Genomic DNA, 26,954 nt, shown 5'->3' on the forward strand with positions numbered 1-26,954 from the left:
CTGGGGATACGCCCAGCTACGCGCGCAGATCACCTACAAGGCCGAGAGGTCTGGGTACCTGTCGCTGTCGTTGACCCCCGGAACACCTCGCGAACCTGCTCACAATGCGGGTACTGCGACAAAGCGAACCGGGTCTCGCAAGCAACGTTCCGATGCCGACACTGCCAGTGGACCGGTCATGCCGACCACAACGCGGCCCGCAACATTGCCGCACTCGGACATCGCACGTACAGGGCCGCCCAATCAACCGCGCCCATAGCAGCCACCCCTCCCGCAGCCAGTGAGAACGTGAGCACAAACCCGGCCCTTCAGGGCCGAGTAGTTGATCTACATCACTTTCGCGACCGGCGGCACCACCGACATGGCGTCGTCCGCACCCCCGGACGCGCTGCTCGCGCAGAGGCTGCCCTCGGCGGTGCCGCAAGTGTTCACCCAGGGCATGGCCATGTTCGGGGGCGCGCTGATGCTCATCCTCGGCGCCCTCACCATCGGCAGCGGCTACGGGTGGGGGACGTGGAAGACCGTGTTCACCCAGGGGCCTCCGCGATCGGCCGCGCTCAGCGGAACCCTGCTCGCTCTGCTGATAGTGGTGATCGGACTCGTTCTCACGGTGGCGGCCGTGGATCTCGGGGTGGCCTCGGTCGTCGCCGTGGCCGAATCGGAGTCGGCGAGTCTTCCTGCCGCGGAGGCGATGCTGAAGGCGCTCGCCTCCGGGGTGCTCATCCTCGGGATGTGGACCGCCGCCGGTGTCCTCGTCGGCGCTCTCGCACGGGGGCCGGCGTTGTCGGTCGGTCTCGGACTCGTGTGGGTGCTGGTGGTCGAAAACCTCCTCCGCGGGGTCGCGGCCGTCCTCGACCCCGTGTCGGTGGTGACGGACGTCCTGCCCGGTACCGCCGCGGGCTCGCTCGCCGGATCGCTCCGAGACTTCGGCGGTGACACCACCCCCGGCGTCCTGAACATCCTCGACGGCGGCACGTCGGTGCTACTCCTGGCCGGGTACGTCGCCGCGTTCGCGCTGGGAACGGTCTGGCTCGTCCGCCGGCGCGACGTGAACTGACCGCGCGAGGTAGCGGCTCAGAACAGGGGGCCGCCGCCGAACGGTTCGCGGTGTGACGGCGGGGTCCGGCCCTGTGTGTCGGTGATGCCGTATTCGACGGCCAGCTCCGCCGTGACGAAGGTGTGGCCGCTGCGCTGCGGGAGGGTCGGGTCCGAGTGCAGGGCGCAGATCACCTCGCCGATGAACTCAGGGGACTCGGCGTCCGCGACGGGGAACCCGGCGATGGTCTCGAGGCCGCTGGCGACGATCATCTCCGTCCGCACAATGCCCGGCCACAGCGAGACCGCACGCACGTCATGCGGAGCCAGCTCCGCCGCCATGTCGCTGGCCATCTTGTCCAGCCCGGCCTTGGACATGCCGTACAACACCGAGTGCAGATGCCCGCGGGTCCCGAACGACGAGATGTTCGCGATCAACCCGGAGCGGCGGGGCACCATCAACCGCGCAGCCTCCACGGACGCGACGTAATGGGCGCGCAGTCCGACACCGATCAGCGAGTCCCAGTCGTCCAGTGGCCGCTCCCAGAACGGGGTGCTGAACCCGCCGAATCCCTTGGGGGCCGCCCACACGTTGTTGACCAGCAGGTCGAGGCGGCCGGCCTGCTCGTCCGAGATCCGGGCGAACAGGCTGTGCACGTCCTCGTCGTCGCGGTGATCGCAGGCCACCGCGATGCCGGTCCCACCGGCGCCGGTGACCCTTCGCGCCGACACCGACAGCGGGCCGCCCTCCGTCACCGGGCCGCGCCCCGTGACGTAGACGGTCCACCCGGCGGCGCCCAGCGCCGTCGCCACGCCCTTGCCGACGCCGCGGCTCCCACCGGTGACCAGAGCTACCCCGGCGCTCACTGGACCACCACCGTGTCCTGGGCGAGCGGACGGGTGATCGACCATCGAGTGGTGAAGTGGCATCGCGACATTCGCCAGCCGCCGTCCTCGAGACGGTAGGTGTCGTCGTACTCGCCGGAGGACACGGTCTCCGTCCGCTTCAGCAGATCGACCTGGCGGAACTTCAGCGTCCACGCGCCCGACGCCTCGGTGTCGCTGTGCAGCACGATGTCCGGATGGAAGCCGTGGTGCATGTCAAGGATCACGTGCTTGCCGTCCACTTCGTGGAGCGCGATCCCGCGGAAGATGTCCGTGAGCCGGTCGGCGTCGTCGAACCGGCCGAGCGGGCCGAAGTCTATCGACGCACCGGACGAGACGAAGCAGGCACGGAACGCGTCCGGATCCTTGCCGTCGCACGCTCGCCAGTAGCGGTACTTGAGCGCCTTGATCGCGTCGATCCGCTCCAGGTCCGCCAGACGCTGCTCCACCGAGCGTTCGTCCACGCCGCCGTCCTCCCGTTGCCGTTCACCGTGTCGGGAGAGACGCTAGGCCGGGAACGCGCCGGGTGGGTGCAGAATCCCGGTGGGCGGGAACCTGCGCGTCGTCAGGGCTGGCCGGGGAACGGGTCGGTCACCGGATCGGTCCCGAGAGCCACGCGCCAGGTGGCTTCCCGGACGGCCGCCTCGGTCAGCGCGGTGACGCCGAGCGTGCGGGTGTCCTCGGTCTCGCCGTGTTCGACGACCGCCCGCCACGCGACGGCGGTGTCGGTCTCGACCTGGGCCGCCAGCTGCGCGGCCGTGATCGGATCGGTGACCGGGAAGGGCAGGGTGTAGCCCGCCTCGGCGGCCGGGGCCGTCAGTCCTGCCGCGGTCAGCGTGTCCAGGAGTCCGTCCCGGCGCGCCCGGTGGGCTGCGGCGGCGGTGGCCACCTGGGTGGCCCGGGTGGGATTCGAGAAGGCGGCGACCACACCGTAGGCGAACACCGCGGAATGTTCGGCGGTCAGCGCGTCGGCGAGGCTCTTCCCCTCGGCTTCGGTGGGTGTCGTCACGGCAGCACCACCGCCAGGTACGTTCCGCACGCGGCGCTGATCGACGCGCACAGCCCCGCGCGGTGGGCGGTCAGAGCGCGCGCCGAATCGGCTGCGCTGCGCTGCGACTCGGCCAGGTCGGCGCGCAATTGATCGAGACCGGGCGGCGGCGCCGGCGCGGTCGGAGTCGGCGACGGGGGAGCGGACGTGGTCGGTGCGGTGCCGTCCGGGTAAGTTCCTGCAGCCCTGGCGATTTCGGCATCCAACGCGTCGGCGTGCGCGGTGCGCTGGGCGCGGACGAGTTCGAGTGCCGCGCCGCGATCCGGGAGCAGCGCGATCGTGGCCGCCGCACCGGCGGCGTCGCGACGAGCCAGACGCGACTGCGCGACGAGTGAATCGACCTCGGTGTCGGAGTCCGTGTCGTCGGCGCACCCCGCCAGCAGGGGGACGCTCGCGACGCCGAAGGCCGAGGCTGCTGCGAACCGGAGAGCGGTGCGCCGGGACACGGCCGGACCGGATGTCGGGGGCCGGGGGACGGTGGGCATGAGCACCGGTCCATGGTGCCAGGTCGGGCCGCGATCCCGGGAATCGAGCACCGGGGCTGGTCACGGGCGCCTCGAATCGGCGTTACTCTTAGATGCTCGAACCCGTCCCGGCGGGTTCGCGGTGCTGCGTGCGCGGCACGATGACCTGCGAGACCACGACATACGACGAGCGACAACTGAAACGAGGAGCTTCCCCGATGCCGGTTCCATCCAAGGAGAGGGTGACGGAGCTCATCTCCGATCTGGTGCAACGCCAGGGCTACGACTTGGAGGGCGTTGCAGTCACCCTCGCGGGTCGGCACAGCGCAGTCCGGATCATGGTGGACAGCGACGCCGGACTCGAACTCGACGCGGTTGCGAACCTGAGCCACGAGATCTCCGCGGTCTTCGATTCGGTGTCCGATTTCGGGGAATCGCCGTACACACTCGAGGTCACGTCTCCCGGTATCGACCGGCCGCTCACACACGAGCGGCACTGGCGCCGGGCCCGCGGCCGCAAGGCGCGTATCGACCTCGCCAACGAAACCGTCGTGGGTCGGATCGGCGTCCTCGACGGCGACTCGGTCGCGGTGGTGATCGGCTCGCGCACGGGCCCGGAGGTTCGGCGCGTCGCGCTCCCGGACATTCAGAAAGCTGTTGTGCAGGTGGAATTCTCGAAACCCGACCCGAGAGAGCTGGAACTCGCGGGCGGGATTCCCGAGGGTCGTGTGGCACCCGCGGACGCAGACGCGTCGGAAGATGAAGAAGTAGTAGAGGGGTTGGACAAGTGAATATCGACATTGCGGCGTTGCGCGCCATCGAGGCCGACAAGGGCATCTCGATCGAGACCGTCATCTCGACCATTCAGACCGCGTTGCTCACCGCCTACCGGCACACCGAGGGGCATCAGCAGCACGCACGGATCGACGTCGACACCAAGAGCGGCATCGTGCGGGTGATGGCGCACGACGTCGACGCCGACGGCAACATGGTCGGCGAGGAATGGGACGACACCCCGGAAGGCTTCGGCCGGATCGCCGCGACCACCGCCCGCCAGGTCATCCTCCAGCGGCTGCGCGACGCCGAGCACGAGCGGAGCTTCGGTGAGTACGCCACTCACGAGGGTGAGATCGTCGGCGGCGTGATCCAGCGCGACACCCGCGCCAACTCGCGCGGCATGGTCGTGGTGCGGATCGGCAGCGAGGCCAGCGGCGCCGAGGGTCTGATCCCGCCCGCCGAGCAGGTGCCCGGCGAGAACTACGAGCACGGCGAGCGGCTCAAGTGCTACGTCGTCGGTGTGGCCCGTGGACAGCGCGGACCGCAGATCACGCTGTCGCGCACCCACCCGAACCTCGTCCGCAAGCTGTTCGCGCTCGAGGTTCCGGAAATCGCGGACGGTTCGGTCGAGATCATCGCCGTCGCCCGGGAGGCCGGGCACCGGTCGAAGATCGCCGTCCAGTCGCGGGTGCAGGGGCTGAACGCCAAGGGTGCGTGTATCGGGCCGATGGGCCAGCGGGTGCGCAACGTGATGAGCGAACTCGCCGGCGAGAAGATCGACATCATCGACTTCGACGAGGACCCGGCCCGGTTCGTCGGCAACGCGCTGTCACCGTCGAAAGTGGTCTCCGTCACTGTCGTGGATCCCGAGGCGCGCGCCGCGCGTGTCGTCGTCCCCGACTTCCAGCTGTCGCTCGCCATCGGCAAGGAAGGGCAAAATGCCCGTCTTGCTGCGCGCTTGACCGGGTGGCGGATCGACATCCGCAGCGACGCCGCACCCGCCCCCGAGTCGGCAGGCGGACCCGCCGCGACCAGTCGTTGAGCCGGGAATGCGGAGATCGGGGCGAGTCGGCGGTAGAGTGGTCAATGGTTCAGCATGAGCATCCCGATTCCGCGCGCGTTCCTACCGGTTCACCGGTGCGAACATGCATAGGATGTAGGGAGCGCGCGCTGGCTGTCGATCTGCTCAGGGTTGTGGTTAGTGAGAGCGGGCCGCAAGGTCATGTTCTCGCCCCGGACCCGAGGCGCAGGCTTCCCGGTCGAGGTGCGTGGCTGCACCCCGTCGAGGCTTGCCTGAGTCTCGCGGAACGACGCCGAGCATTCGGCAGAGCGTTGCGAGTGTCCGGAAGTGTTGACGTGTCAGAAGTCGACCACTGGGTACGAGCAGGGCACCCACCCAGAGCAGTACCTCTCGAACAGAACAGGCACAAGCACTCATGAGCACACCGTGAAGCACCAGCGATGATCGTCCATCGGAGATAACCCGAGGTCGTGCGGGCCCCTCTCAGGGGAGCCTCCTGCTCGACCTCATCAGTGAGGAGAGCAGTGGCAGGCAAGGCCCGCGTGCACGAGTTGGCTAAAGAACTCGGTGTCACAAGTAAAGAACTACTCGCAACGCTCAAGGAGCAGGGCGAGTTCGTGAAGTCGGCGTCCTCCACGGTGGAGGCGCCCGTCGCCAGGCGTCTGCGGGAATCCTTCCCGTCGGCGAAGTCCGCCGATTCCGCAGCCCGTCCGGCTGCCAAGCCCGGCGCGCCCGCGCCGAGCACCCCGGCGACCGCAGCGAAGCCGGGCGGTCCCCGTCCCGGCCCGAAGCCGGCAGCCCCGGCTCCGGCTCCGGCCGCACCCGTGGCGGCAGCCCCTGCGGCCACCCCCGAGGCGCAGGCCCCGGCTCCGGCCGCACCCGCAGCAAGCGCAGCCACCCCGGCTGCACCGGCGACCAACGCTCCCAAGCCCGGCCGCCCCACCCCGGCTGCCCCGGCTCCGGCCGCACCCGCAGCCCCGGCCGCCCCCGCAGCCCCGGCCGCCCCGGCTGCCAGTGCCCCCGCGGCTCCGTCCACGGGCGCCAAGCCCGGCGGACCCCGTCCCGGCCCGAAGCCCCCGCGTGTCGGTAACAACCCGTACTCCTCGGCTCCCGCCGAGCGTCCGGCGCCCCGCCCCGCTCCCGGCGCACCGCGTCCGGGTGCACCCCGTCCGGCTCCCGGTCAGGGTGGACCTCGTCCGGCTCCCGGTCAGGGTGGACCTCGTCCGGCTCCCGGTCAGGGCGGACCCCGTCCGGCACCGGGCCAGGGCGGTCCCCGTCCGGCTCCCGGTCAGGGCGGACCCCGTCCCAGCCCCGGCTCGATGCCTCCTCGCCCGAACCCGGGCGCGATGCCCGCTCGTTCGGCACGTCCCGCCCCCGGCGGTCGTCCCGGCCGTCCCGGCGGAGCCCCCGGCGGTCGTCCCGGTGGCGGCGGCGGTGGATACCGCGGTGGCGGAGCTCCCGGTGCCGGCGCAGGTGCGCCCGGTGGCGGAGCACCCGCAGGTGGTTTCCGCGGTCGTCCCGGTGGCGGTGGACGCCCCGGTCAGCGCGGTGCGGCAGCAGGTGCGTTCGGCCGCCCCGGTGGTGCCCCGCGTCGTGGTCGCAAGTCGAAGCGTCAGAAGCGCCAGGAATACGATTCGATGCAGGCGCCCGCCGTCGGCGGCGTGCGGTTGCCCCGTGGCAACGGCGAGACCATTCGCCTCGCCCGCGGTGCATCCCTGTCGGACTTCGCGGAGAAGATCGACGCGAACCCCGCAGCGTTGGTGCAGGCACTGTTCAACCTCGGCGAGATGGTGACGGCGACCCAGTCGGTCAACGACGAGACGCTGGAACTGCTCGGCGGCGAGATGAACTACGTCGTCCAGGTCGTCAGCCCGGAGGACGAGGACCGCGAGCTGCTCGACAGCTTCGACCTCACCTACGGCGAAGACGAAGGTGGCGAAGAGGACCTCGAGTCCCGTCCGCCGGTGGTCACCGTCATGGGCCACGTCGACCACGGTAAGACCCGACTGCTCGACACGATCCGTAAGGCCAACGTCCGCGAGGGCGAGGCCGGCGGCATCACGCAGCACATCGGTGCCTACCAGGTGCTGACCGAACTCGACGGCAACGAGCGTCTCGTGACGTTCATCGACACCCCCGGTCACGAGGCCTTCACGGCCATGCGTGCCCGTGGTGCCAAGGCCACCGACCTCGCGATCCTGGTCGTCGCCGCCGACGACGGCGTCATGCCGCAGACGGTGGAAGCGATCAACCACGCCCAGGCGGCCGACGTGCCGATCGTGGTCGCGGTGAACAAGATCGACAAGGAAGGCGCGAACCCGGACAAGATCCGGCAGCAGCTCACCGAGTACGGACTGGTCGCCGAGGAATACGGCGGAGACACCATGTTCGTCGACATCTCGGCGAAGCAGGGCACCAACATCGACGCACTGCTCGAAGCCGTGCTGTTGACGGCGGACGCTGCCCTGGACCTGCGGGCCAACCCGGACATGGACGCTCAGGGTGTCGCCATCGAGGCGCACCTCGACCGCGGACGCGGCCCCGTCGCGACCGTGCTCATCCAGCGCGGAACGCTGCGGGTCGGCGACTCGATCGTGGCCGGCGACGCATACGGACGTGTGCGCCGCATGGTCGACGAGCACGGCGACGACGTGCTCGAGGCCCTGCCTTCGCGTCCCGTCCAGGTGGTCGGCTTCACGTCGGTCCCCGGTGCAGGCGACAACCTGCTCGTGGTCGACGAGGACCGCATCGCCCGTCAGATCGCCGACCGGCGCAATGCGCGTAAGCGCAACGCACTGGCCGCGAAGAGCCGCAAGCGCATCAGCCTCGAGGACCTGGATTCGGCTCTCAAGGAGACGTCGCAGCTCAACCTCATCCTCAAGGGCGACAACTCGGGAACCGTGGAGGCCTTGGAAGAGGCCCTGCACGGCATCGAGATCGACGACGAGGTGCAGTTGCGGGTCATCGACCGTGGTGTCGGTGGCGTCACCGAGACCAACGTCAACCTGGCCGCTGCGTCGAACGCGATCATCATCGGGTTCAACGTCCGCGCCGAGGGCAAGGCGACCGAGTTGGCGAACCGCGAGGGCGTCGACATCCGGTACTACTCGGTGATCTACCAGGCCATCGACGAGGTCGAGAAGGCTCTCAAGGGCATGCTCAAGCCGATCTACGAAGAGGTCGAGCTGGGCAAGGCGGAGATCCGCGCGATGTTCCGTTCGTCCAAGGTCGGCAACATTGCCGGTTGCCTCGTCACCTCGGGTACCATCCGTCGCAATGCGAAGGCCCGGCTGCTGCGTGACAACACGGTTGTCGCCGAGACCGTCACCATCTCCTCGCTGAAGCGGGAGAAGGAGGACGCTGTCGAGGTACGCGAGGGTTACGAGTGCGGTTTGACGCTCACCTACTCCGACATCAAGGTCGGTGACGTCATCGAGGCCTACGAGCTTCGGGAAAAGCCGCGCGACTAGTCGCCATCCGTTTGGGGTGACGCAGCAGCGTCATCCGGCGTGCGCTTCTCCGGCCGACTCGATCGGCCGGGGGAGCGCACGTCTCCCCGAAGGAGGAAAGTTTGTACGTCGGTGCGCTCGAGCTCGACATCTTGCTCGGTGACGTGCGATCTCTGAAAGAGAAGCGTGCAATGGTCAAACCGGTTCTGGCGGAACTGCGACGCTACGGCGTCTCGGCGGCGGAGACCGGAGAACAGGATCGGTATCGCCGGTCGATGCTCGGCGTCACGATGGCGAGTTCGGCGGTCGATCATGTACACGAGGTACTCGACACGTGCGAACGGCACGTCGCCGAGCTGCCGGAACTGCAACTCCTTGCGGTCCGGCGAAGGATTTTCGGCCCCGAGGACTGACTCGGAGTGCCCTGCCCGCCCCGCCGCATCTGCGGCCCGGCGTGCAGAATGAACTACAGCTACACACGCAACTTCACAACTTATCCAGCGGCCAGGGAGAGGAGTCTGATTGTCATGGTGGATCCCGCCCGGGCACGCAAACTCGCCAAGCGCATCGGCACGATCGTCGCGACAGCGATCGACCACGAAATCAAGGACCCTCGCCTGGCGTTCGTCACGATCACCGATACCAAGGTGACGGCCGACCTCCACGACGCCACCGTGTACTACACCGTGATGGGTGCCGACCTCGAGTCCGAACCCGACCTCGTCTCCGCAGCCGCAGGACTCGAGAAGGCGAAGGGCGTTCTGCGCTCGAAGGTGGGTGCAGGCACCGGAGTCCGGTTCACGCCGACGCTCACGTTCGTCGCGGACACGGTCCCCGACACGGCACGGCACATGGAGGAACTCCTCGCCCGCGCTCGCGCCGCCGACGACGAGGTCGCGCGTGTCGCGGCCGGTGCGTCCCCGGCCGGCGACCCCGACCCGTACAAGGAGCCCCGAGCCGAGGACGCGGACGACGCCGACGTCGACGAGCCCTCCGGTTCCCGCCAGGCGGACTGACACGAACCGATATGACCCATACTCAGGAGACGTCCCTGTCTGATCTCGATCGTCACGAGGTGTTCCTGCCGCAGGCGGTCGCTGTTCTCGAGAACGCGACGTCGGTGACGGTTCTGTGTCACGTCCAACCCGATGCCGACACGATCGGCAGTGGGCTCGCCCTGGCGTTGGTGCTCGAGCGCAAGGGAATTCCGGTGCAGGTCGCGTTCGGCGCACCCGACGAACTGCCGGAGTCGATGCGTGAACTGCCCGGCACCCACCTGCTGGTACCTGCGGATCAGGTGCGCCGCAACGTCGATCTGCTCGTGACCGTCGACTGCGGCAGCGCCGGGCGGCTCGGGAAGCTCGCCGATCGGCTCGCGCACGCGGGGGAGACCCTCGTCATCGACCACCACCGGTCCAACACCCGGTTCGGTCGCATGAACCTGATCGACGAGTCCGCGGAGTCGACGACCGCGGTCGTGGCGCAGATGTTCGACCTGTGGGGTGTGGACATCGACGCCGACCTCGCGCACTGCCTGTATGCGGGACTCGTGACCGACACCGGTTCGTTCCGCTGGGTGCAGCCCGGCACCCACACGCTCGCCGAGAGGCTGCTCGCCACCGGAATCGACGGGGCGCGCATCGCGCGGCGCCTGCTCGACACCCACCCGTTCGGCTGGTTGCCCATGCTGTCCTCGGTGCTCGGGTCGGCGACCCTCGTCCCCGACGCAGCGGGAGGGCGTGGACTGGTCTACGCCGTCATCCGACAGGCCTACGTCGGAGACCTCCGCTCGGAGGAGATCGAAAGCGTCATCGACATCGTCCGGACGACGTCCGAGGCCGAGGTCGCCGCAGTCCTCAAGGAGGCCGTGGACGGCACCTGGTCGGTATCGCTGCGATCGAAGTCCGACGTGGACGTGTCGGTCGTCGCCGGATATCTCGGCGGCGGCGGTCATCGGTTCGCCGCCGGCTACACGGCCGAGAACTCTGCGGACGAGATCGTGACCTCGCTCGTCGAATCACTCGGCTGAGGTCCGAATTCGTTGGCTGAAGTCTCGGAAGTCACGGGCGACGCGACCGCCCGGACGGTGTTCGGGCTGGCGTTGCCCGCGCTGGGCGTCCTCGCTGCCGAACCGATCTATCTGCTCTTCGACATCGCCGTCGTCGGTCGGCTGGGCGCTTTGGCGCTCGCGGGCCTCGCCGTCGGCGGTCTCATCCTCGCCCAGGTCAGCACGCAGCTGACATTCCTGTCCTACGGCACGACGGCGCGCGCGTCCCGCATGCACGGGGCCGGCGACGAGCGCGGCGCGGTCCGGGAGGGCGTGCAGGCCACGTGGCTGGCGCTGGGGATCGGCGCGCTCGTGATCGCGCTGGCCCACCTGTTCGCGCGGCCGGTCACCTCGGCGATCGCGGGCGGCTCCGACATCGCGGCGGCCGCCGAGAGCTGGCTGCGGATCGCGGTGTTCGGGGCCCCGCTGATCCTCGTCGCGATGGCGGGCAACGGGTGGATGCGTGGTGTGCAGAACACGGTGCGACCGCTGCGGTTCGTGATCGCCGGTCTCGTCGTGTCGGCCGTGGCCTGCCCGGTTCTGGTGCACGGATTGTGGGGTGCGCCGCGCCTGGAACTCGAGGGATCGGCGGTCGCGAACGTGATCGGGCAGGCGGTCTCCGCGAGCCTGTTCATCGGAGCGCTGGTGGTCGAGCGGGTGCCGTTGCGCCCGCGGTGGCACGTCATGCGCGCCCAGATGGTGCTCGGCCGGGACCTGATCCTGCGGAGCCTGGCCTTCCAGGCGTGCTTCCTCTCGGCCGCCGCCGTCGCGTCCCGGTTCGGTGCCGCCGCGGTCGCCGCCCACCAGGTGGTGCTGCAGCTGTGGAACCTCGTCGCCCTCACCCTCGACTCCCTGGCGATCGCCGCACAGGCGCTGGTCGGTGCCGCGCTGGGCGCCGGACACGCCAAGGGCGCCACGCGACTGTCGTGGCGCATCACCCGATGGTCGACGATCTTCGCGACAGGGCTCGCCCTGATCTTCGCCCTCGGCCACGGGGTGATCCCCGAGCTGTTCACCTCCGACCAGGCCGTGCTCGACGAGATGGCGGTGGCCTGGTGGTTCTTCGTCGCGATCATGCCGGTCGCCGGAGTGGTGTTCGCCCTCGACGGGGTACTGCTCGGTGCCGGCGACGTCGCCTTCCTCCGGAATGCCACGCTGTCCTGCGCGTTGGTCGGATTCCTGCCACTGATCTGGCTGTCGATGCTGCACGACTGGGGCCTGGCGGGAATCTGGACGGGACTCACGGTGTTCATAATTCTTCGGATGCTCGCGGTCGTGTGGCGCGTCGGAACGGGCCGCTGGGCAGTGGTCGGGGCCGACCTGCAGACACGGCACGGATCGGACAGCGATCCCGCGGCGGAACACGATCGGAAAGGTGGTTGACGTGGCACCCAAGCTGATGGCGGTGAGCGACGTCCATGTGGGGCACCGGGGCAACCGCCCGATCACCGAGGACATCTATCCCGACTCGCCCGAAGACTGGCTGATCGTCGCGGGCGACGTCTCGGAGAAGACCGACGACATCCGGTGGGCGCTGAAACTCCTGCGCAGTCGTTTCGCCGAGGTCATCTGGGTTCCCGGCAACCACGAACTGTGGACGACGGCGAAGGATCCGGTGCAGATCCACGGCGCCGCCCGCTACGACTACCTGGTCACCCTGTGCCGCGAGATCGGCGTCATCACCCCCGAGGACCCGTTCCCGGTGTGGGAGGCCGAGGACGGCCCGATCACCCTGGTCCCGATGTTCCTGCTGTACGACTACACGTTCCTCCCCGACGGCGCCACCACCAAGGAGGAAGGTCTCGCGATCGCGCGCGAGAAGAACGTGGTGGCCACGGACGAGTTCCTGCTGTCGAGTGAACCGTACGGAACCCGGGATGCCTGGTGTCGCAACCGCGTCGAGACGACGAAGGCCCGGTTGGACGCCCTGCCCGCCGGAACCCGCACCGTCCTGATCAACCACTTCCCGTTGGTGCGTCAACCGACGCAGGTGCTGTGGTACCCGGAGTTCTCCTTGTGGTGCGGCACCGAACTGACCGCGGACTGGCACACCCGGTACAACGCCGTCTGCGCCGTGTACGGGCATCTGCACATTCCGCGGACCACCTACTACGACGGGGTGCGGTTCGAAGAGGTGTCGCTGGGCTACCCGCGGGAGTGGCAGCGGCGGGGACTCCCGGACCGCCTCCTGCGGCAGATCCTCCCGGTGCCGGAGTACCCGCCGGGAACCCTGAACAAGTGGGGAGGCCACTTCAAGGTCACTCCCGAACAGGAAGCCGAAGTGGAGAAGATGCGGGCGAGGGGGGCCCTGTGATCGAGAGAATTCTGCCTGCCGGAGTGGTGTCGTCGGAACTGTTCGAGGATCCGCCCGGCCTGCGTCCGCACCCGCAGGAGGAGGCGCTGATCGGCAGGGCCGTGGAGAAGCGCCGCCGCGAATTCACCACCGCACGGCACTGCGCCCGCCTGGCGATGACGAAGCTGGGCGTGGACCAGGCCCCTGTTCTGCGGGGCGACAAGGGTTCCCCCGTGTGGCCGCGCGGCGTGGTCGGGAGCCTCACCCACTGCGACGGTTACCGCGGCGCGGTGCTCGGCTACGCCATGCAGGTGCGGTCCGTGGGGATCGACGCCGAACCGCACGAGGCGCTGCCCGACGGTGTGCTGGACGCGGTGAGCCTGCCCGCCGAACGCGACTGGCTGTCGGGCACGGCGGACTCCGGGCAGTGGCGCTCCGCCACCGGCGGTCCGGTGCACCGGGACAGGCTGCTGTTCTGTGCCAAGGAGGCTACGTACAAGGCGTGGTTCCCGCTCACCGCCCGGTGGCTCGGGTTCGAGGACGCGCACATCACGTTCGAGGCGTCCGGAGACGGCACCGGCACGTTCCATTCGGATCTCCTGATCTCGGGCGAGACCGTCGACGGTCCACCGCTGGCGTCGTTCGACGGACGGTGGATGGTGTCCGACGGCCTGATCATCACCGCGATTGCGGTGCACTGATTTCGGTACTGTGCGGTGCACTGATTTCGGTGCGGTGACGACGGCTGGCAGAATCGGGCCTCGTGTCTGCACGTGAAAAGCCTTCTTCCGGTCTCGTCGGCGCCGGACTGCTCATCGTCGACAAGGACGCGGGCGTCACCAGCCACGACGTGGTGGCCCGGTGCCGGAAGCTGCTCGGCACCCGGAAGGTCGGGCACGCGGGCACTCTCGACCCGATGGCCACCGGGGTGCTGGTGCTCGGGGTGGAGCGGGCGACGAAGCTGCTGGGGCTCCTCGCGCTGACCACCAAGGCGTACACGGCCACGATCCGGCTGGGTCAGGCCACCACCACCGACGACGCCGAGGGTGAGGTCGTCGCGTCGGCCGATGCGTCCGGCGTGACGGACGAGGAGATCGCCGCGCAGGTGCACACCCTCACCGGAGACATCCAGCAGATCCCGTCGAGCGTCAGCGCCATCAAGGTCGACGGCCGGCGGGCGCACGCACTGATCCGTGCGGGCGAGGAGTTCGAACTCGCTCCCCGGTCGGTCACGGTGTCTCGGTTCGAGGTCGTCGCGAGGCGAACCGAGGGCACGTTCGTCGACCTCGACGTCGAGGTGGAGTGTTCCTCCGGCACCTATGTCCGGGCGCTCGCGCGTGATCTGGGGATCGCGCTGATCGGCGTCGGCGGGCATCTCACCTCGCTGCGACGGACCCGGGTGGGACCGTTCACGCTCGAGCACGCGCGCACGCTGGAGCAGCTTGCCGAGGAGCCGGGGGTCAGCCTCGACATCGACGCCGCTGCGCAGACCGCGTTCCCGCACCGGCAGATCGACGCGGCCGAGGCCGAATCCATCAGTCAGGGCCGGTGGCTCGAGCCGATCGGAATCAAGGGTGTCTACGCCGCCATCGATCCGAGCGGGCACACGATCGCGCTGCTCCAGGAACGTGGACGGCGGGCCAGCTCGGTGATGGTGGTCCGCCCCGCGACCCTGAGATAGCGGTTCACACCAGCCAGATGGCCTGGGCTGCGGGGTTTCCGAGCTCGATGGAGTCGTCGTGGGCGCCGAGCCGGATCGACACGGTTCCGGCGTAGTCGCGTCGCTCCAGCACTGTGACCGTGACGTCCAGTGCCACACCGACCGAGTCGAAGTACCGCAGCATCGCCGGATCGGAGTCCGAGATCCGGGCGATGCGCCCGCTCTCGCCGTTGACGAAGTCGCTGAGCTGTCGTGCCGGGGGAGTGGGCACCGAGCCGTCGACCGCGGGAATCGGATCGCCGTGCGGATCGCGTTCGGGATGGCCGAGCTTGGCGTCCATCCGGGAGATCATCAGATCCGAGACGGCGTGTTCGAGTACCTCCGCCTCGTCGTGCACCTCGTCCCAGCCGTACCCCAGTTCGTGCACCAGATACGTCTCGATGAGGCGGTGCCTGCGGACCATTCCGACGGCGGCGACGCGCCCCGCCTCGGTGAGGGCGATCGACCCGTACCGGGCGTGATCGACGAGACCCTGGTCGGACAGTTTCCGGATGGCCTCCGACACGGTGGACGCCGACACCCCGATCTTCTCGGAGAGCAATTTCGTGGACACCCGCTCCTGCGACCACTCCTGAACGGTCCAGATGACCTTGAGGTAGTCCTGCGCCACTGCCGAGAGAGCCCCGGTCTCGGAGGTCGAATCCTCGGTCACGCTCTGGTCATTCTTGTTCACGGCCACGCCAACGAGCTTAGGCAAGTCTTACCGGCGAGACACATCGACACACCTGATCCGCCGCCGGGGGACGGCCCGGGCGACCGCGAACCGCGAGGTCGTGGCGCTTCCCCGGCGCGCGGGGCGGCCGGACACCCGGTCCGGAGATGAACATCGGCGCGCGGCACCGTAGGCTGCCACTCGTGCTGAGATGGCGTGGTCTCGACGAGGTTCCTGCCGACTGGGGTCGTTGTGTTCTCACGATCGGCGTATTCGATGGCGTGCACCGAGGTCACGCCCAACTGATCAGTCGAGCGGTGGCGGCTGCCCGCACGCGTGGAATACCCAGCGTGCTCATGACTTTCGATCCTCATCCGATGGAAGTGGTTCGTCCGGGCAGTCATCCCGCCCAGCTCACGACGCTCGCCCGCAGGGCGGAGCTCGCGGAGGAGCTGGGCATCGACGTGTTCTGCGTCATGCCGTTCACCGCCGAATTCATGAAGCTGACGCCGGAGCGGTACGCCCACGAGATCCTCGTGGAGCGCCTGCACGTGGCGGATGTCGTCGTCGGAGAGAACTTCACGTTCGGCAAGAAGGCTGCGGGCAACGTCGACCTGCTGCGTCAGATCGGCGAGCGGTTCGGGTTCGCGGTCGACGGTGTGACGTTGCTCGCCGAGCACGCGGTCACATTCTCGTCCACCTACATCCGTTCGTGCGTGGACGCCGGCGACATGGCCGCCGCGACGGAGGCCCTCGGCCGCCCGCACCGCGTGGAGGGTGTCGTCGTCCACGGCGACGGGCGTGGACGGCAGCTCGGCTATCCGACCGCGAACGTCGCGCCGCCCATGTATGCCGCGATTCCCGCGGACGGCGTGTACGCCGCCTGGTTCACCGTGCTCGGACACGGGGTCGACCTGGGCACGGTCACCTCCGGCGAGCGGTACATGGCCGCCGTCTCGGTGGGCACCAATCCCACGTTCTCCGGGCGGACGCGCACCGTGGAGGCCTTCGTCCTGGACCGGGAAGCCGACCTGTACGGCCAGCACGTGGCCGTCGATCTGGTGGAGCGCCTCCGCGGGATGGAAAAATTCGATTCGGTCGACGACCTGATCGTCGCGATGGGCAAGGACGCCGAGCGTGCGCGTGCGATCCTGGCGGCGTCGGAGGACGTGCGGTAAAGCCGTCCCATTTCAGCTGGTAAAGTAGACCGCTGGCGTGCGCTGCGGTTCGCGGCGGCCGCGCCGAGTTTCGATCCTTGCACGCGAACGTCATCACCAGGAGTGAACCAGTGGCATTGACCACCGAAGAGAAGAAGCAGGTTCTGAGCGAGTACGGCCTGCACGAGACCGACACCGGTTCGCCGGAGGCGCAGGTGGCCATGCTCACCAAGCGCATCGTCGATCTCACCGAACACCTCAAGATGCACAAGCACGACCACCACTCCCGCCGCGGCCTCCTGCTGCTGGTCGGACGCCGTCGTCGTCTGCTCAAGTACGTCCAGAAGGTCGACATCGAGCGTTACCGCTCGCTGATCGAGCGTCTCGGTCTGCGTCGCTGAGTTTCGCACACAGCGGTCATTTCGATCGCAAATCACTCCGGTAGCCGGCCGGGCCTTGCTTAGACTGGGCCTCGCTGGCTATCGGCGTTAGCTGCCGAGGGCAGCACTACCGTATGCACCCGAGAATGTGGTGTCGGTCTTCGGTAGTGGTCTTCCGGACACGGTCCGGGGGACTTCGATCGACGGCCGCCTCCGCACAGCGACATCCCGAGAACTCGAGAGGGGGATGTCCCTCAGGTGCGCAGTTCTCGCCAGGAGGGTGAGAACGCCCCCGCGGGTACGGCGAAGACGAGAGGGAAGTGAAAAGAAGAGATGACAGAGAATTCCGCAGTAGAGGTCGATGAGGGCGTGTTCGAATCCACCGCCGTGATCGACAACGGGTCCTTCGGAACCCGCACCATTCGTTTCGAGACCGGTCGCCTCGCGCAGCAGGCCGCCGGCGCCGTCGTCGCCTACCTGGACGACGAGACGATGCTGCTGTCCGCGACGAGCGCCAGCAAGCACCCCAAGGAGCACTTCGACTTCTTCCCGCTGACGGTGGACGTCGAGGAGCGCATGTACGCGGCGGGCCGTATCCCCGGCTCGTTCTTCCGTCGTGAGGGCCGTCCCTCCACGGACGCGATCCTGACCTGCCGCCTGATCGACCGCCCGCTGCGCCCGTCGTTCGTCGACGGTCTGCGCAACGAGATCCAGGTCGTCGTCACGGTGATGAGCCTGAACCCGCAGGACCTGTACGACGTGGTCGCGATCAACGCCGCGTCCGCCTCCACCCAGATCGCGGGACTGCCGTTCTCCGGACCCGTCGGCGGTGTGCGCGTCGCGCTCATCACGTCGGACGACAACAAGGCCGGCCAGTGGGTTGCATTCCCCACCGTCGAGCAGCTCGAGAACGCCGTCTTCGACATGGTCGTCGCGGGCCGCATCGTCTCCGGTAGCGGTGACGACGCCGACGTCGCGATCATGATGGTCGAGGCCGAGGCCACCGACAACGTGATCTCCCTGATCGACGGTGGCGCACAGGCTCCCACCGAGGCGATCGTGGCCGAGGGCCTCGAGGCCGCCAAGCCGTTCATCGCCCGCCTCTGCACCGCGCAGCAGCAGCTCGCGGCCAAGGCGTCCAAGCCGACCGGTGACTTCCCCGTCTTCCCGGCGTACCAGGACGACGTGTTCGCAGCCGTCGAGGCCGCCGCTGCGGAGAAGCTCAGCGCGGCACTGACCATCGCGGGCAAGCAGGAGCGCGACGACAAGACCGACGAGGTCAAGGTCGAGGTCCTCGAGCAGGTTGCCCCGAATTTCGAGGGTCGCGAGAAGGAACTGGGCGCGGCGTTCCGCTCGCTGACGAAGAAGCTGGTCCGTCAGCGCATTCTGCGCGACCAGTTCCGCATCGACGGCCGTGGCATCACGGACATCCGTTCGCTGTCGGCCGAGGTCGCCATCGTTCCGCGTGCACACGGTTCCGCTCTGTTCGAGCGCGGCGAGACCCAGATCCTGGGTGTCACCACCCTCGACATGGTGAAGATGGCGCAGCAGGTCGATTCGCTCGGACCCGAGACGACCAAGCGGTACATGCACCACTACAACTTCCCGCCGTACTCCACCGGTGAGACGGGACGCGTCGGTTCGCCGAAGCGCCGCGAGATCGGTCACGGCGCGCTGGCGGAGCGGGCACTCATGCCCGTGCTGCCCAGCGTCGAGGAATTCCCGTACGCCATCCGCCAGGTCTCGGAAGCTCTCAGCTCCAACGGCTCCACCTCGATGGGCTCCGTGTGCGCGTCGACGCTCGCACTGCTCAACGCCGGCGTGCCGCTGAAGGCTCCGGTCGCCGGTATCGCCATGGGCCTCGTCTCCGACCAGGTCGACGGTGAGACCCGTTACGTCGCGCTCACCGACATCCTCGGTGCCGAGGACGCGTTCGGCGACATGGACTTCAAGGTCGCGGGCACGAAGGACTTCGTCACGGCCCTGCAGCTCGACACGAAGCTCGACGGCATCCCGTCGAAGGTCCTCGCCGGCGCGCTGTCGCAGGCCAAGGACGCGCGTGCGACGATCCTCGAGGTCATGGCCGAGGCCATCGACACCCCCGACGAGATGAGCCCGTTCGCCCCGCGCGTCACGGCCATCAAGGTCCCGGTCGACAAGATCGGTGAGGTCATCGGCCCCAAGGGCAAGATGATCAACTCCATCACCGAGCAGACCGGCGCCAACATCTCCATCGAAGATGACGGCACCGTGTTCGTCGGTGCGACGGACGGCCCGTCCGCGCAGGCCGCGATCGACATGATCAACGCCATTGCCAACCCGCAGCTGCCGAAGGTCGGCGAGCGCTTCCTGGGCACGGTCGTCAAGACCACCGCCTTCGGTGCGTTCGTGTCGCTCCTCCCCGGCCGCGACGGATTGGTGCACATCTCGAAGCTGGGCAGCGGTAAGCGCATTGCCAAGGTCGAGGACGTCGTGAGCGTCGGCTCGAAGTTGCGTGTCGAGATCGCCGACATCGACAACCGTGGCAAGATCTCGCTGATCCCCGTCGAAGAAGACGGCGCCGCGGCTCCGGCCGAGCAGAGCGAAGAGGCGGCTGCCGAGAAGTAGTCTTCTCCCGGTCATCACGCCGGCGGCCCCGCACGGATCTCGTGCGGGGCCGTCGGCGTCTTCCTGTCCGGTGCCGGTGCGCGTGTCAGGAGGTCGGTGCCGCGGTGAACCGTCCGACATACCGACGCTGCCACGGTGTCTCGACCGCGTGACGGTGGTAGTGCTGCCGGACGTACGCGACGGCGTCCCGCGCCGGGATCCCGTCGAGCACGGCAATGCAGGCGAGGGCTGTGCCGGTCCGGCCGCGACCGCCCCCGCACGCCACCTCCACCCGCTCCGTCGCGGCGCGGCGCCACACCTCACCGAGCGCATCGAGGGTGTCGTCGCGGTCCCGCGGCAACGCGAAATCGGGCCAGCGGACCCACCGCGAGTCCCACTGCACCGGCGGCGGCGTTCGCCCCAGCAGGTATACGGCGAAATCGGGGAGGGGACCCTCGGGGAGCGGTCGCCTCAGCCCCCGGCCGCGGACCAGGCGCCCGGACGGCAGGCGGAGGACTCCAGGCGCGTCGGTGTCCCAGGTATCGAACATGGCGCCCACTTTATTGCGAAGCCGTTCGGAAGACCCGATCTTCGAGGACCGGGACTGCGGTGCTCCGGTCCACCTCGGCGGCGATTGCGACGTCCTGCGGGTATCCCGAGGCAAGCAACTCCCGTCCCGACGCACACGCCGCGAGGGACTGCGGGAGGGTCTCCGCGACGCCCTGCCAGGCGATCATGGCCGCCAGAGCTTCCGGCGAAGAGTCTGCGCCCCACCCAGGTCGCCGACAGGGCGGACAGCACGGCGCCCGCACCCCACAGATCCTCGATCGCCGGCCGGAGTTCGCCGCCCGGCCATTTCTCCCCGGCGGCGATCACCGACACCACCGACGTCGACGTGCAGTGCCGGGCGATCCAGTCTGCAACAGCGGTCGCATTCCGTAGGGACGCCCCGACGCACACGCCGGTTCCGGTGCCGAGCTCGAAGCTGATGGTCGATCCGTTCGGCGAGGGAAGCACCAACCTGCGCGGCGCCGCGGTCCGTCGAATCGTATTCGGCGACAAGCTGATCTGTCCGATCGTCACCCGGCTGCGTCCGACGGCTTTCGCCCCCGGCAGGCCCCAGTCGAAACGGAGGCCGTAATCGAGCTGGAGATGTTCGCGGTTCACGGGGTCTCCCCGCTCTCCGTCGAGGTGAGCGTTATGAGGGCAGCGATAACCGTGGTGACCGCGACGCTCGGGGGACCGGGTAGGCGCGCGGCACCGATGTCGCGGAAGGCTCGGGGATCGTCGAGGCGAATCTGCGCGCACCCGGGTGGGGGAGTATCCGTGGCCGGCACGATGCCCACGCCCAAGCCGGATGCGACCAGGCCGTGCACGGTGTGCACGTCCTCTCCTTCGAACGCGATCGTGGGTAGGGCACCGGCTCGGGCGAACAGGTCGTCGAGCGATCCCCGGAGCCCGTAGCCCGGCTTGAGAGTGACGATCGGCTCGGAGGCGAGGTCACGGATCGTCGTCGAGGTCGATGCGGCCCGCGGGTGCTCGGAGGGCACCAGGACGACGAGCGGCTGTTCGAACAGCGGCGTGACCGTCAGGCCCTCCGGCGGTGGGGTGAGACGAGAGGCGAGCGCGATGTCGGCCTCACGGTTGAGGAGGGTGTCCAGGCACGTGCGGCGCGCTCCCTGGCTGAGGACGAACCGGATCGTCGGATCCGTCGCGCGGACGGTGCGAATCAACTCGGGCACGAGGTGCTCGCCGAGCGACATCTGAAAGGCGACGCGAACGGTGGCCCGCGCCTGTCGGTCTTCGGACTGCACGGCGTCGAGGCCGTCCACCACCGCTTCGAGTGCGCGTTGCGCGTAGGGCACCAGTGTCCGCCCGGCATCGGTCAGGCGCACGCCGCGGCCGTCCGGTTCCAGGAGCGGGATGTCGAGTTGCCTTTCGAGTCGGCGGACTATCCGGCTGACCGTGGGCTGCGGCATCCCGAGCATCGCGGCAGCGACAGTGACGTGTTCGACTTCGCCGAGCGCGACGAGCACGGGTAGATGCGGCAACAGCGCCTTGACGGACTCGCTATTCATAACTCAACTGTATGAGTCCGTGGATTGATCTGCATTGGATTCATCAGTTCTTCGGATCTACCGTCGACTTCATGTCGGCCACCCACCTCACGGAGCAGGACACCCGCGCAGCGGCTGCCCTGCAGAACACGCCGCCGACGGGAAATCCGGACCGCAGACTCTCGGCGGCCCTGTGGTGTGCCGGCGTGGCGACCTTTGCCCTGATGTACGCGCCTCAAGGTCTCCTCACGCAAATCGGGCACGACGCCTCCGTGAGCCCGGCTCAGGCTTCACTCCTGGTCTCCGCAGCCACGCTCGGGCTGGCGTTGTCGGTTCTGCCGTGGGCCCGGTTCTCGGATCGAGTGGGGCGCCCCACCGCGATGCGGTACGCGGCGGCAACCGCGGGACTGCTCGCCGTGGCCGTCCCCTGGCTCCCGACGTTCGACGCGCTGGTGGCGGGACGATTCGTCCAAGGCGTGGCGCTCGGTGGACTACCAGCGCTCGCGATGACACTGCTCCACGAGGTCGCGGTGCCGGCCCGGACCACAGCATTGGCCGGTTCCTACGTGGCAGCAACATCTTTGGGTGGTTTGAGTGGTCGCCTTCTGGTCGTCCCGGTCGCCGATCACCTCGGATGGCGCCCGGCACTGGCGATCCTCGGCGTCGGTCTGGCGATCCTGATGACCATCCTGATCGTGCTGCTACCCACCGGGCGGGGCCGGCGAGCGCTCGTCCCGTCCGCAGGGATCCTTGCCATCCACCTGCGGGATACCCGCCTGCTGGCATTGTTCGGCATCGGCGCGCTACTCGTCGGTGGCATGGTAGCCGTCTTCAACTACCTCCCCTTCCGCCTCGAGGCCGCTCCGTACCACCTCGCGCCGACAGTGGTGTCGCTGATCTTTCTCGCCTACCTGGCGGGCACGGCGGGTTCTCGCGCCGCCGGCTGGATGGTGGGCCAGCTCGGTCACCGAACCGTGCTCATGCTGGCCTGCACCTTCATGGCAGGCGGGACGGTGCTCAGCGTCGCCGGACCGCTGGTCCTGATCCTCCTCGGCGTGGCCGCGATCACCGCCGGGCTCTTCGTCGGCCATGCCGTCGCATCCGGCATGGTCGGCGCCCACGCGAAAACGGGTCGCGCACAGGCAACGGCGCTGTACAACGTCTCCTACTACGCCGGATCCAGCCTGTTCGGCTGGGTCGGAGGAATCGCCTGGGCGAGCGGACAATGGCTCTACGTGGCCGCCCTGGTCCTCGTGCTGACGGCGCTCGCCCTCGTCCTCGCGCTCCTCCCATCGACAACCGCACGTCGCGTCGTCGCCGTCGAGTCCTACTGAAGCGGGAGTTGGGATCTGTCCGGCAGGCCGGAGCCCGTGTCCGGGTGGGGGCCTGCTGTAATGGGGACAGGACAGAGGGGAGGGTCTGATGAGTGGAATGTTCCTACTCGGTGCGGTGTTGGCCGGCAGTGGAGGTGTTCTGGGGTTGGCAGTCGCACTGTTCGGAGGTGCGGAACCAAGCCGCCTTCGCCTATGTGCGTTGGACGGCCACACCGAAGCCTGTGATGCGCCTCGGGCTTGACCCGAGAGTCGGTCGGGTCGTCGGCCGTCTGGCGCGAAATGCGTGAAGATCAGCTGCGACGGCGGGCAATGTGCAGGACCGCGCCGAAGTGCCGCCGGATGCGGTGATCGGGCCGCTCGGCGATTCGGCGACGAATCTCGCTGTACAGCCGTTCCCGTTGCCACTTCGCCATGGCGATGTGACCGGAGAAGGTGTCGAGAAGGTCGAGGTAGCCGTCCACGTCGTAGCTGACTTCCCAGTCGAAGTGACGGACCACGACATTGTCGAAGAGTCCGCACTCCCACATTTCGGCCCGATGATCGGCGAGTTCACCCGGGCGCGGCCACGTCGCGGCATCTGGGAGACCTTCGCCGATCTCCTCGTAGACGGGCTGAATGTCACGAAAGATCGGGTCCCCACCTTCCGGGAACACGTGTTGTGCACCCCAGAAAGCCAGATGTCCTTCGGGTCGAATGAGGCTGGCCGCCTTGATGTATCGCGTCGAGGGATCGATCCAGTGCCAGGAGGTTGCCGCGAACACGAGGTCGTAGGTCACGCCTGGCGCAGGCCTCCATTGCTCGAAATCGGCGCAGACCACCTCGGCGTGAGGGAACGGCGCTACATTCTCACGCGCGATCGCTGCCAGGTCATGCCCGAGTTCGACCGACGTGATGGTGAAGCCCCGCCGCGCGAGCTCGACGGTGGCCTTGCCCGTACCTCCTCCGATCTCCAGTAGCGAGTCACCTAGGCGCAGTCGGGACGTGAGGACGAGTTCGTCGTAGAGCGCTGACGGATAGCCGGGCCGTGCGGCGTGGTACTTCCCGGCGGCCAACTCGAAGGTGCTCCGAAGCGTACGGCGATCCGTTGTCATGATTCGATCATCTCTGCTCCTCTGCAGATCGATCCAGTTCTATCGGCGATTCGTGGGCCTATCGCACCGTCTACCAGCGCTTTGACGCGCTAACCATCAGTGACAGCGACCCCACACAGAGAGGAAGATCAAACAGACCGGTCTCCAGTCTTCTGGCCCTTCATCGCCTGAGGAGCGTGACGAGGTCGGTCGAATCCGATCCAGCCACCACCAAAGGGATGATCACCATGCCGGTTGTCGAGCAGTCCGTCGTCATTGCCCGTCCAGCGTCGGAAGTGTGGAGTTTTGTCACCGTTGCGGAGAACTGGCCGTCGTGGGAGGCGTCCACCGTTGAATGCGAGCAGCTCACCGACGGGGAACTCGGGGTGGGCACCCGGTGGCGCGGGGTAACCCGCATTCTGGGTAGGCGGCTCGACTGGGTCACCGAATTCGTCGAGTACGAGCCGTTGAAGGTGGCTGCGTCCAGGTCGGTGGAGAGCAAGATCGCCTTCACCGCGACGACAAGGCTCGAGGAAGTCGACGGCGGCACCCTGTTCACCTATCGGACCGACAGCGAAAGTGGCCTCGGAGGAATCTTCGGCAAGCTGGCTGACCCGATAGTCGCGAAGGCGTACTCACGCACGGTGCGAGCAAGCCTGGACAACCTCGCAGACCTGCTCACCATCGACAGCTGACCATGCGGGTCGGCTCTCATTCGGTCGTTCCTCGAGCAGCGATGAGTTTCCGTGTCTCGACGAGTCGTACCTTGCATACGATGTGGCCGACCGAAGGAGCGAGCTGTGGAAGATGTCTGGTCGATGGTGCACGCGGAGCGTGCGGCGCTGATCGACGACCTCGGGAGTCTCGACGCCGCGTTATGGGACGAGCCGTCGCTCTGCGGCGAGTGGACCGTGCACGACGTGGTCGCACACCTGGTCGACACGGCTCGGACGACGCGCCTCGGTTTCATGCTCGGCCTCGCCCGGGCGCGATTCGACTTCGACCGCCAGAACGCACGCGGCGTGGAACGCGAGCGTGGCGCCTCACCGCAGGAGACATTGGAGCGGCTTCGTCGGGCGGCGTCGCGCACGTCGACGCCTCCGGCACCCCTCGACAGCAGGCTCGTCGAGGAGATCGTCCACGGTGAGGACATCCGTCGGCCCTTGGGACTCACCCGCTCCTACCCGGCGGAGGCCGTCGACAGATCGCTCCGCCTCCAGACGCGCACCCCGGCGTCCTTCGGCGGCGCCAAAGAGCTTGTGTCCCGTGTCCGGCTGACGGCAGCGGACGCCGACGTGTCGATCGGCGACGGCCCCGAGGTGAGCGGCACCGCCCTTTCGCTTCTCCTGGCCGTCTCCGGTCGGAGAGTGGCGCTCGACGACCTCGACGGACCGGGCGTGGAGGTCCTCGCGGCGGCGATCTGACGATCCACCGTCCGGAAACCGGGCGACGGTCCACTGGCGGGCGTGATCTGGGCTCCGTATCCCGGGACCTGATCGGGGACCCGGTGACGTCGTCGTAGCAAGCCGGTCCGCGATTGTCGAGCAGGCGCGGCTCGTGTCGCCGGCCTGGATCGGCGGAGCCGTGTCGCCCTCGGGAACGATCAGCGACACATAGCGTTCGCCGAATAGCGTCTCGGGCAGCAACCGCGCCGTCGCGGTGGACGGAATCAGCTGCGCCTTGTCCGGCTGGATCGCGAGATGGCGATTTCATGCGTTCGTTGCACCATCGAGTAGTTCGTTTGACACAGGGAGGCGCCGCTAACTGACAGCGTCGACGAGGTAGGTGTTGAGAACTCGTGCAATGTCCGCCAACGCTCGCGGCGTGGTCATACGAATATGCGTGGCATCGATGGGATAATAGTCGATTGAGCCAGTTATATATGGTTGCCAGCAACTTTCGGCAACCTCCTGGGTCATCTCGCCAGCTGCGGCGGCGAAGAAAAGCATGTCTCCGTCGAACACGGCGGGGTGGTAGTCGGCGACCAACCGTGGCGCGTCATTGAAGGATTCGACGATCCGCTTCACGTGTGATGGCTGGAGAAACTCGAATGCTCCGGTTCGCAGATGAATCAGTTCGGTCGCTTGTTCAGCCGACATGGTTTCCCCCGCGGCATCGAAGTCTTCGGCACCGAATCCAAACAGATCGGCTAGCTCGACCAGGATGTCTTCAACAGTGAATTCCTGGTTTGCAGTCGATTCCGCTTCGCGGAACCGGCTGTCCAGTATCGCCAGCATCGAGACCTGCTTCCCGAGAAGGCGAAGTCGTGTGGCTACGGCGTGGGCAATAACTCCGCCCAAGGACCAGCCGAGCAGGTGATATGGCCCATCTGGTTGCACGGCCTGGATCTCCCGGACGTAGTGCTCCGCCAACTGTTCGATCGAACGGGGATGCGGGTCGTCTTCGACGAGTTCGGGGGATTGCAGCCCGTAGATTCGCCGTCTCGGTTCGGTGTATCGAGCCAAACCTGCGTAGCACCAGGCCAATCCGCTAGCCGGGTGTATGCAAAAGATCGGGTCGGAATCGCCAGCTGATGTGATCGGGAACAGGACATCGAATGCCGAAGGTCCGGTCGGCACAATAGGTGTCGACCCGTCGGAGACCGCCTCGACTCTACTGGCGATCGCTTCCACCGTGGCGCCAGTGAAGAGCCATGTTACTTGCATCTCGACGTCGAGAGCCTCGCGCAGCCGCGCACTGACCTTTGTGGCGAGCAGCGAGTTGCCGCCCAGGGTGAAGAAGTCGTCGTCGAGTCCGACGCGGTCGTGGCCGAGGACGTCGGTGAAGACGTCGGCGATGGTCTGTTCGGTGGGGGTGACCGGTGGTCGGAACTGCCGCTTCAACGGTGCTGGTGCGGGGAGTGCTCGCCGGTCGATCTTGCCGTTGGTGGTCAGGGGTAGTGCGTCGAGGATGGTGATGGGGGTGGGCACCATGTAGTCGGGGAGGTGGTCGGCGGCGAAGGTGTGGATCGTGGTGGGG

Annotated in this window: 28 protein-coding genes and 2 pseudogenes; 19 read left to right on the forward strand and 11 right to left on the reverse strand. The window is 68.0% G+C overall.

Going from position 1 to position 26,954, the window contains the following annotated elements; all coding sequences use genetic code 11:
* Positions 1-6 precede the first annotated feature (6 nt).
* Both QM806_RS39610 and QM806_RS39615 read left to right on the forward strand, forming a co-directional pair.
* Positions 7-147: pseudogene (locus tag QM806_RS39610) on the forward strand (zinc ribbon domain-containing protein); the annotation flags it as partial.
* A 175-nt stretch (positions 148-322) separates the two neighbouring features.
* Positions 323-1,057 (forward strand): ABC-2 transporter permease, encoded by a 735-nt coding sequence (locus QM806_RS39615; RefSeq protein ID WP_438363249.1) that lies wholly within the window; start codon positions 323-325, stop codon positions 1,055-1,057.
* 17 nt (positions 1,058-1,074) lie between these two features.
* On the opposite strand, the gene QM806_RS39620 is transcribed toward QM806_RS39615, so the two are convergent.
* The 4 genes from QM806_RS39620 to QM806_RS39635 form a co-directional block, all read right to left on the reverse strand.
* On the reverse strand, positions 1,075-1,902 hold the full coding sequence (locus QM806_RS39620) for an SDR family NAD(P)-dependent oxidoreductase (protein ID WP_081276609.1): 828 nt from the start codon (positions 1,900-1,902) through the stop codon (positions 1,075-1,077).
* The gene (locus QM806_RS39625; RefSeq protein WP_054248970.1) at positions 1,899-2,384 is read right to left on the reverse strand and encodes a nuclear transport factor 2 family protein; all 486 of its coding nucleotides are present in this window, start codon (positions 2,382-2,384) and stop codon (positions 1,899-1,901) included. The genes QM806_RS39620 and QM806_RS39625 overlap by 4 nt, the downstream gene beginning before the upstream one ends.
* A 101-nt stretch (positions 2,385-2,485) precedes the next feature.
* Positions 2,486-2,929: a ferritin-like domain-containing protein gene (locus tag QM806_RS39630; protein ID WP_005261410.1), complete on the reverse strand. Its 444-nt coding sequence runs from the start codon at positions 2,927-2,929 to the stop codon at positions 2,486-2,488.
* Positions 2,926-3,453: a hypothetical protein gene (locus QM806_RS39635; protein WP_064080736.1), complete on the reverse strand. Its 528-nt coding sequence runs from the start codon at positions 3,451-3,453 to the stop codon at positions 2,926-2,928. Before QM806_RS39635 ends, QM806_RS39630 begins: the two co-directional genes overlap by 4 nt.
* Before the next feature lie 197 nt (positions 3,454-3,650).
* Between QM806_RS39635 and rimP the strand changes: the two genes are divergently transcribed.
* The 11 genes from rimP to truB all read left to right on the forward strand — a co-directional run bounded on the left by rimP (position 3,651) and on the right by truB (position 14,700).
* Positions 3,651-4,223, forward strand: coding sequence for a ribosome maturation factor RimP (gene rimP, locus QM806_RS39640; RefSeq protein ID WP_043788091.1), 573 nt, complete (start codon positions 3,651-3,653; stop codon positions 4,221-4,223).
* Positions 4,220-5,251 (forward strand): transcription termination factor NusA, encoded by a 1,032-nt coding sequence (nusA, locus tag QM806_RS39645; RefSeq protein ID WP_005240670.1) that lies wholly within the window; start codon positions 4,220-4,222, stop codon positions 5,249-5,251. Before rimP ends, nusA begins: the two co-directional genes overlap by 4 nt.
* A 44-nt stretch (positions 5,252-5,295) precedes the next feature.
* Positions 5,296-5,649 (forward strand): YlxR family protein, encoded by a 354-nt coding sequence (locus QM806_RS39650; RefSeq protein ID WP_081276610.1) that lies wholly within the window; start codon positions 5,296-5,298, stop codon positions 5,647-5,649.
* Positions 5,650-5,754: 105 nt separating this feature from the next.
* The gene (gene infB / locus QM806_RS39655; protein WP_283294954.1) at positions 5,755-8,700 is read left to right on the forward strand and encodes a translation initiation factor IF-2; all 2,946 of its coding nucleotides are present in this window, start codon (positions 5,755-5,757) and stop codon (positions 8,698-8,700) included.
* A gap of 101 nt (positions 8,701-8,801) precedes the next feature.
* Positions 8,802-9,092 (forward strand): DUF503 domain-containing protein, encoded by a 291-nt coding sequence (locus QM806_RS39660; protein ID WP_005240674.1) that lies wholly within the window; start codon positions 8,802-8,804, stop codon positions 9,090-9,092.
* 114 nt (positions 9,093-9,206) lie between these two features.
* Complete coding sequence (gene rbfA / locus QM806_RS39665) at positions 9,207-9,695, forward strand: 30S ribosome-binding factor RbfA (RefSeq protein WP_005573415.1); 489 nt, start codon at positions 9,207-9,209, stop codon at positions 9,693-9,695.
* 11 nt (positions 9,696-9,706) lie between these two features.
* Positions 9,707-10,708: a DHH family phosphoesterase gene (locus QM806_RS39670; protein ID WP_005261415.1), complete on the forward strand. Its 1,002-nt coding sequence runs from the start codon at positions 9,707-9,709 to the stop codon at positions 10,706-10,708.
* Between the two features lie 12 nt (positions 10,709-10,720).
* Positions 10,721-12,109, forward strand: coding sequence for an MATE family efflux transporter (locus tag QM806_RS39675; protein WP_005261416.1), 1,389 nt, complete (start codon positions 10,721-10,723; stop codon positions 12,107-12,109).
* Between the two features lies 1 nt (position 12,110).
* On the forward strand, positions 12,111-13,040 hold the full coding sequence (locus QM806_RS39680) for a metallophosphoesterase family protein (protein ID WP_005261417.1): 930 nt from the start codon (positions 12,111-12,113) through the stop codon (positions 13,038-13,040).
* On the forward strand, positions 13,037-13,720 hold the full coding sequence (gene npt / locus QM806_RS39685) for a 4'-phosphopantetheinyl transferase Npt (RefSeq protein WP_025432372.1): 684 nt from the start codon (positions 13,037-13,039) through the stop codon (positions 13,718-13,720). The genes QM806_RS39680 and npt overlap by 4 nt, the downstream gene beginning before the upstream one ends.
* A gap of 62 nt (positions 13,721-13,782) precedes the next feature.
* Entirely contained in the window at positions 13,783-14,700 is a 918-nt protein-coding gene (gene truB / locus QM806_RS39690; RefSeq protein ID WP_005570777.1) for a tRNA pseudouridine(55) synthase TruB, read from the forward strand.
* A gap of 4 nt (positions 14,701-14,704) precedes the next feature.
* Here the strand turns inward: truB and QM806_RS39695 are convergent, their stop codons facing one another.
* Positions 14,705-15,418, reverse strand: coding sequence for a metal-dependent transcriptional regulator (locus QM806_RS39695; RefSeq protein WP_005261420.1), 714 nt, complete (start codon positions 15,416-15,418; stop codon positions 14,705-14,707).
* A gap of 176 nt (positions 15,419-15,594) precedes the next feature.
* Here QM806_RS39695 and QM806_RS39700 point away from each other — a divergent pair, with 176 nt between their 5' ends.
* From QM806_RS39700 to QM806_RS39710, 3 genes are all read left to right on the forward strand, one after another.
* Positions 15,595-16,569, forward strand: coding sequence for a bifunctional riboflavin kinase/FAD synthetase (locus QM806_RS39700; RefSeq protein WP_037205628.1), 975 nt, complete (start codon positions 15,595-15,597; stop codon positions 16,567-16,569).
* A gap of 110 nt (positions 16,570-16,679) precedes the next feature.
* Positions 16,680-16,949 carry a 30S ribosomal protein S15 gene (gene rpsO / locus QM806_RS39705; RefSeq protein ID WP_005240682.1) on the forward strand — a complete coding sequence of 90 codons (270 nt, stop codon included), beginning with the start codon at positions 16,680-16,682 and terminating at the stop codon, positions 16,947-16,949.
* Between the two features lie 312 nt (positions 16,950-17,261).
* Positions 17,262-19,535, forward strand: a complete 2,274-nt coding sequence (locus tag QM806_RS39710) for a polyribonucleotide nucleotidyltransferase (protein ID WP_005570779.1) — start codon at positions 17,262-17,264, stop codon at positions 19,533-19,535.
* A gap of 85 nt (positions 19,536-19,620) precedes the next feature.
* On the opposite strand, the gene QM806_RS39715 is transcribed toward QM806_RS39710, so the two are convergent.
* The 3 genes from QM806_RS39715 to QM806_RS39725 all read right to left on the reverse strand — a co-directional run bounded on the left by QM806_RS39715 (position 19,621) and on the right by QM806_RS39725 (position 21,592).
* Entirely contained in the window at positions 19,621-20,064 is a 444-nt protein-coding gene (locus tag QM806_RS39715; protein ID WP_169695518.1) for a protein-tyrosine phosphatase family protein, read from the reverse strand.
* 10 nt (positions 20,065-20,074) lie between these two features.
* Positions 20,075-20,251: a hypothetical protein gene (locus tag QM806_RS41990; RefSeq protein ID WP_249344118.1), complete on the reverse strand. Its 177-nt coding sequence runs from the start codon at positions 20,249-20,251 to the stop codon at positions 20,075-20,077.
* A gap of 426 nt (positions 20,252-20,677) precedes the next feature.
* Positions 20,678-21,592, reverse strand: a complete 915-nt coding sequence (locus tag QM806_RS39725) for a LysR family transcriptional regulator (RefSeq protein ID WP_064080985.1) — start codon at positions 21,590-21,592, stop codon at positions 20,678-20,680.
* An 11-nt stretch (positions 21,593-21,603) separates the two neighbouring features.
* On the opposite strand from QM806_RS39725, the gene QM806_RS39730 reads away from it, so the two are divergent.
* Complete coding sequence (locus QM806_RS39730; protein ID WP_169695519.1) at positions 21,604-22,905, forward strand: MFS transporter; 1,302 nt, start codon at positions 21,604-21,606, stop codon at positions 22,903-22,905.
* Between the two features lie 290 nt (positions 22,906-23,195).
* Here the strand turns inward: QM806_RS39730 and QM806_RS39735 are convergent, their stop codons facing one another.
* Positions 23,196-23,996, reverse strand: a complete 801-nt coding sequence (locus tag QM806_RS39735) for a class I SAM-dependent methyltransferase (protein WP_005570788.1) — start codon at positions 23,994-23,996, stop codon at positions 23,196-23,198.
* A 218-nt stretch (positions 23,997-24,214) separates the two neighbouring features.
* Here QM806_RS39735 and QM806_RS39740 point away from each other — a divergent pair, with 218 nt between their 5' ends.
* Together QM806_RS39740 and QM806_RS39745 are read left to right on the forward strand one after the other, a co-directional pair.
* Positions 24,215-24,670: an SRPBCC family protein gene (locus QM806_RS39740; protein WP_005240690.1), complete on the forward strand. Its 456-nt coding sequence runs from the start codon at positions 24,215-24,217 to the stop codon at positions 24,668-24,670.
* A 105-nt stretch (positions 24,671-24,775) separates the two neighbouring features.
* Entirely contained in the window at positions 24,776-25,399 is a 624-nt protein-coding gene (locus tag QM806_RS39745; RefSeq protein WP_169695521.1) for a maleylpyruvate isomerase family mycothiol-dependent enzyme, read from the forward strand.
* Positions 25,400-25,525: 126 nt separating this feature from the next.
* On the opposite strand, the pseudogene QM806_RS39750 reads toward QM806_RS39745, so the two are convergent.
* Positions 25,526-25,675, reverse strand: a pseudogene (locus QM806_RS39750) (MCE family protein); the annotation flags it as partial.
* A gap of 60 nt (positions 25,676-25,735) precedes the next feature.
* Positions 25,736-26,954 (reverse strand): thioesterase domain-containing protein (locus QM806_RS39755; RefSeq protein WP_349307624.1); only part of this gene is annotated, 1,219 nt, incomplete at its 5' end.

Source organism: Rhodococcus sp. IEGM 1351 (assembly GCF_030056875.1).
Lineage (GTDB): Bacteria > Actinomycetota > Actinomycetes > Mycobacteriales > Mycobacteriaceae > Rhodococcus_F > Rhodococcus_F opacus.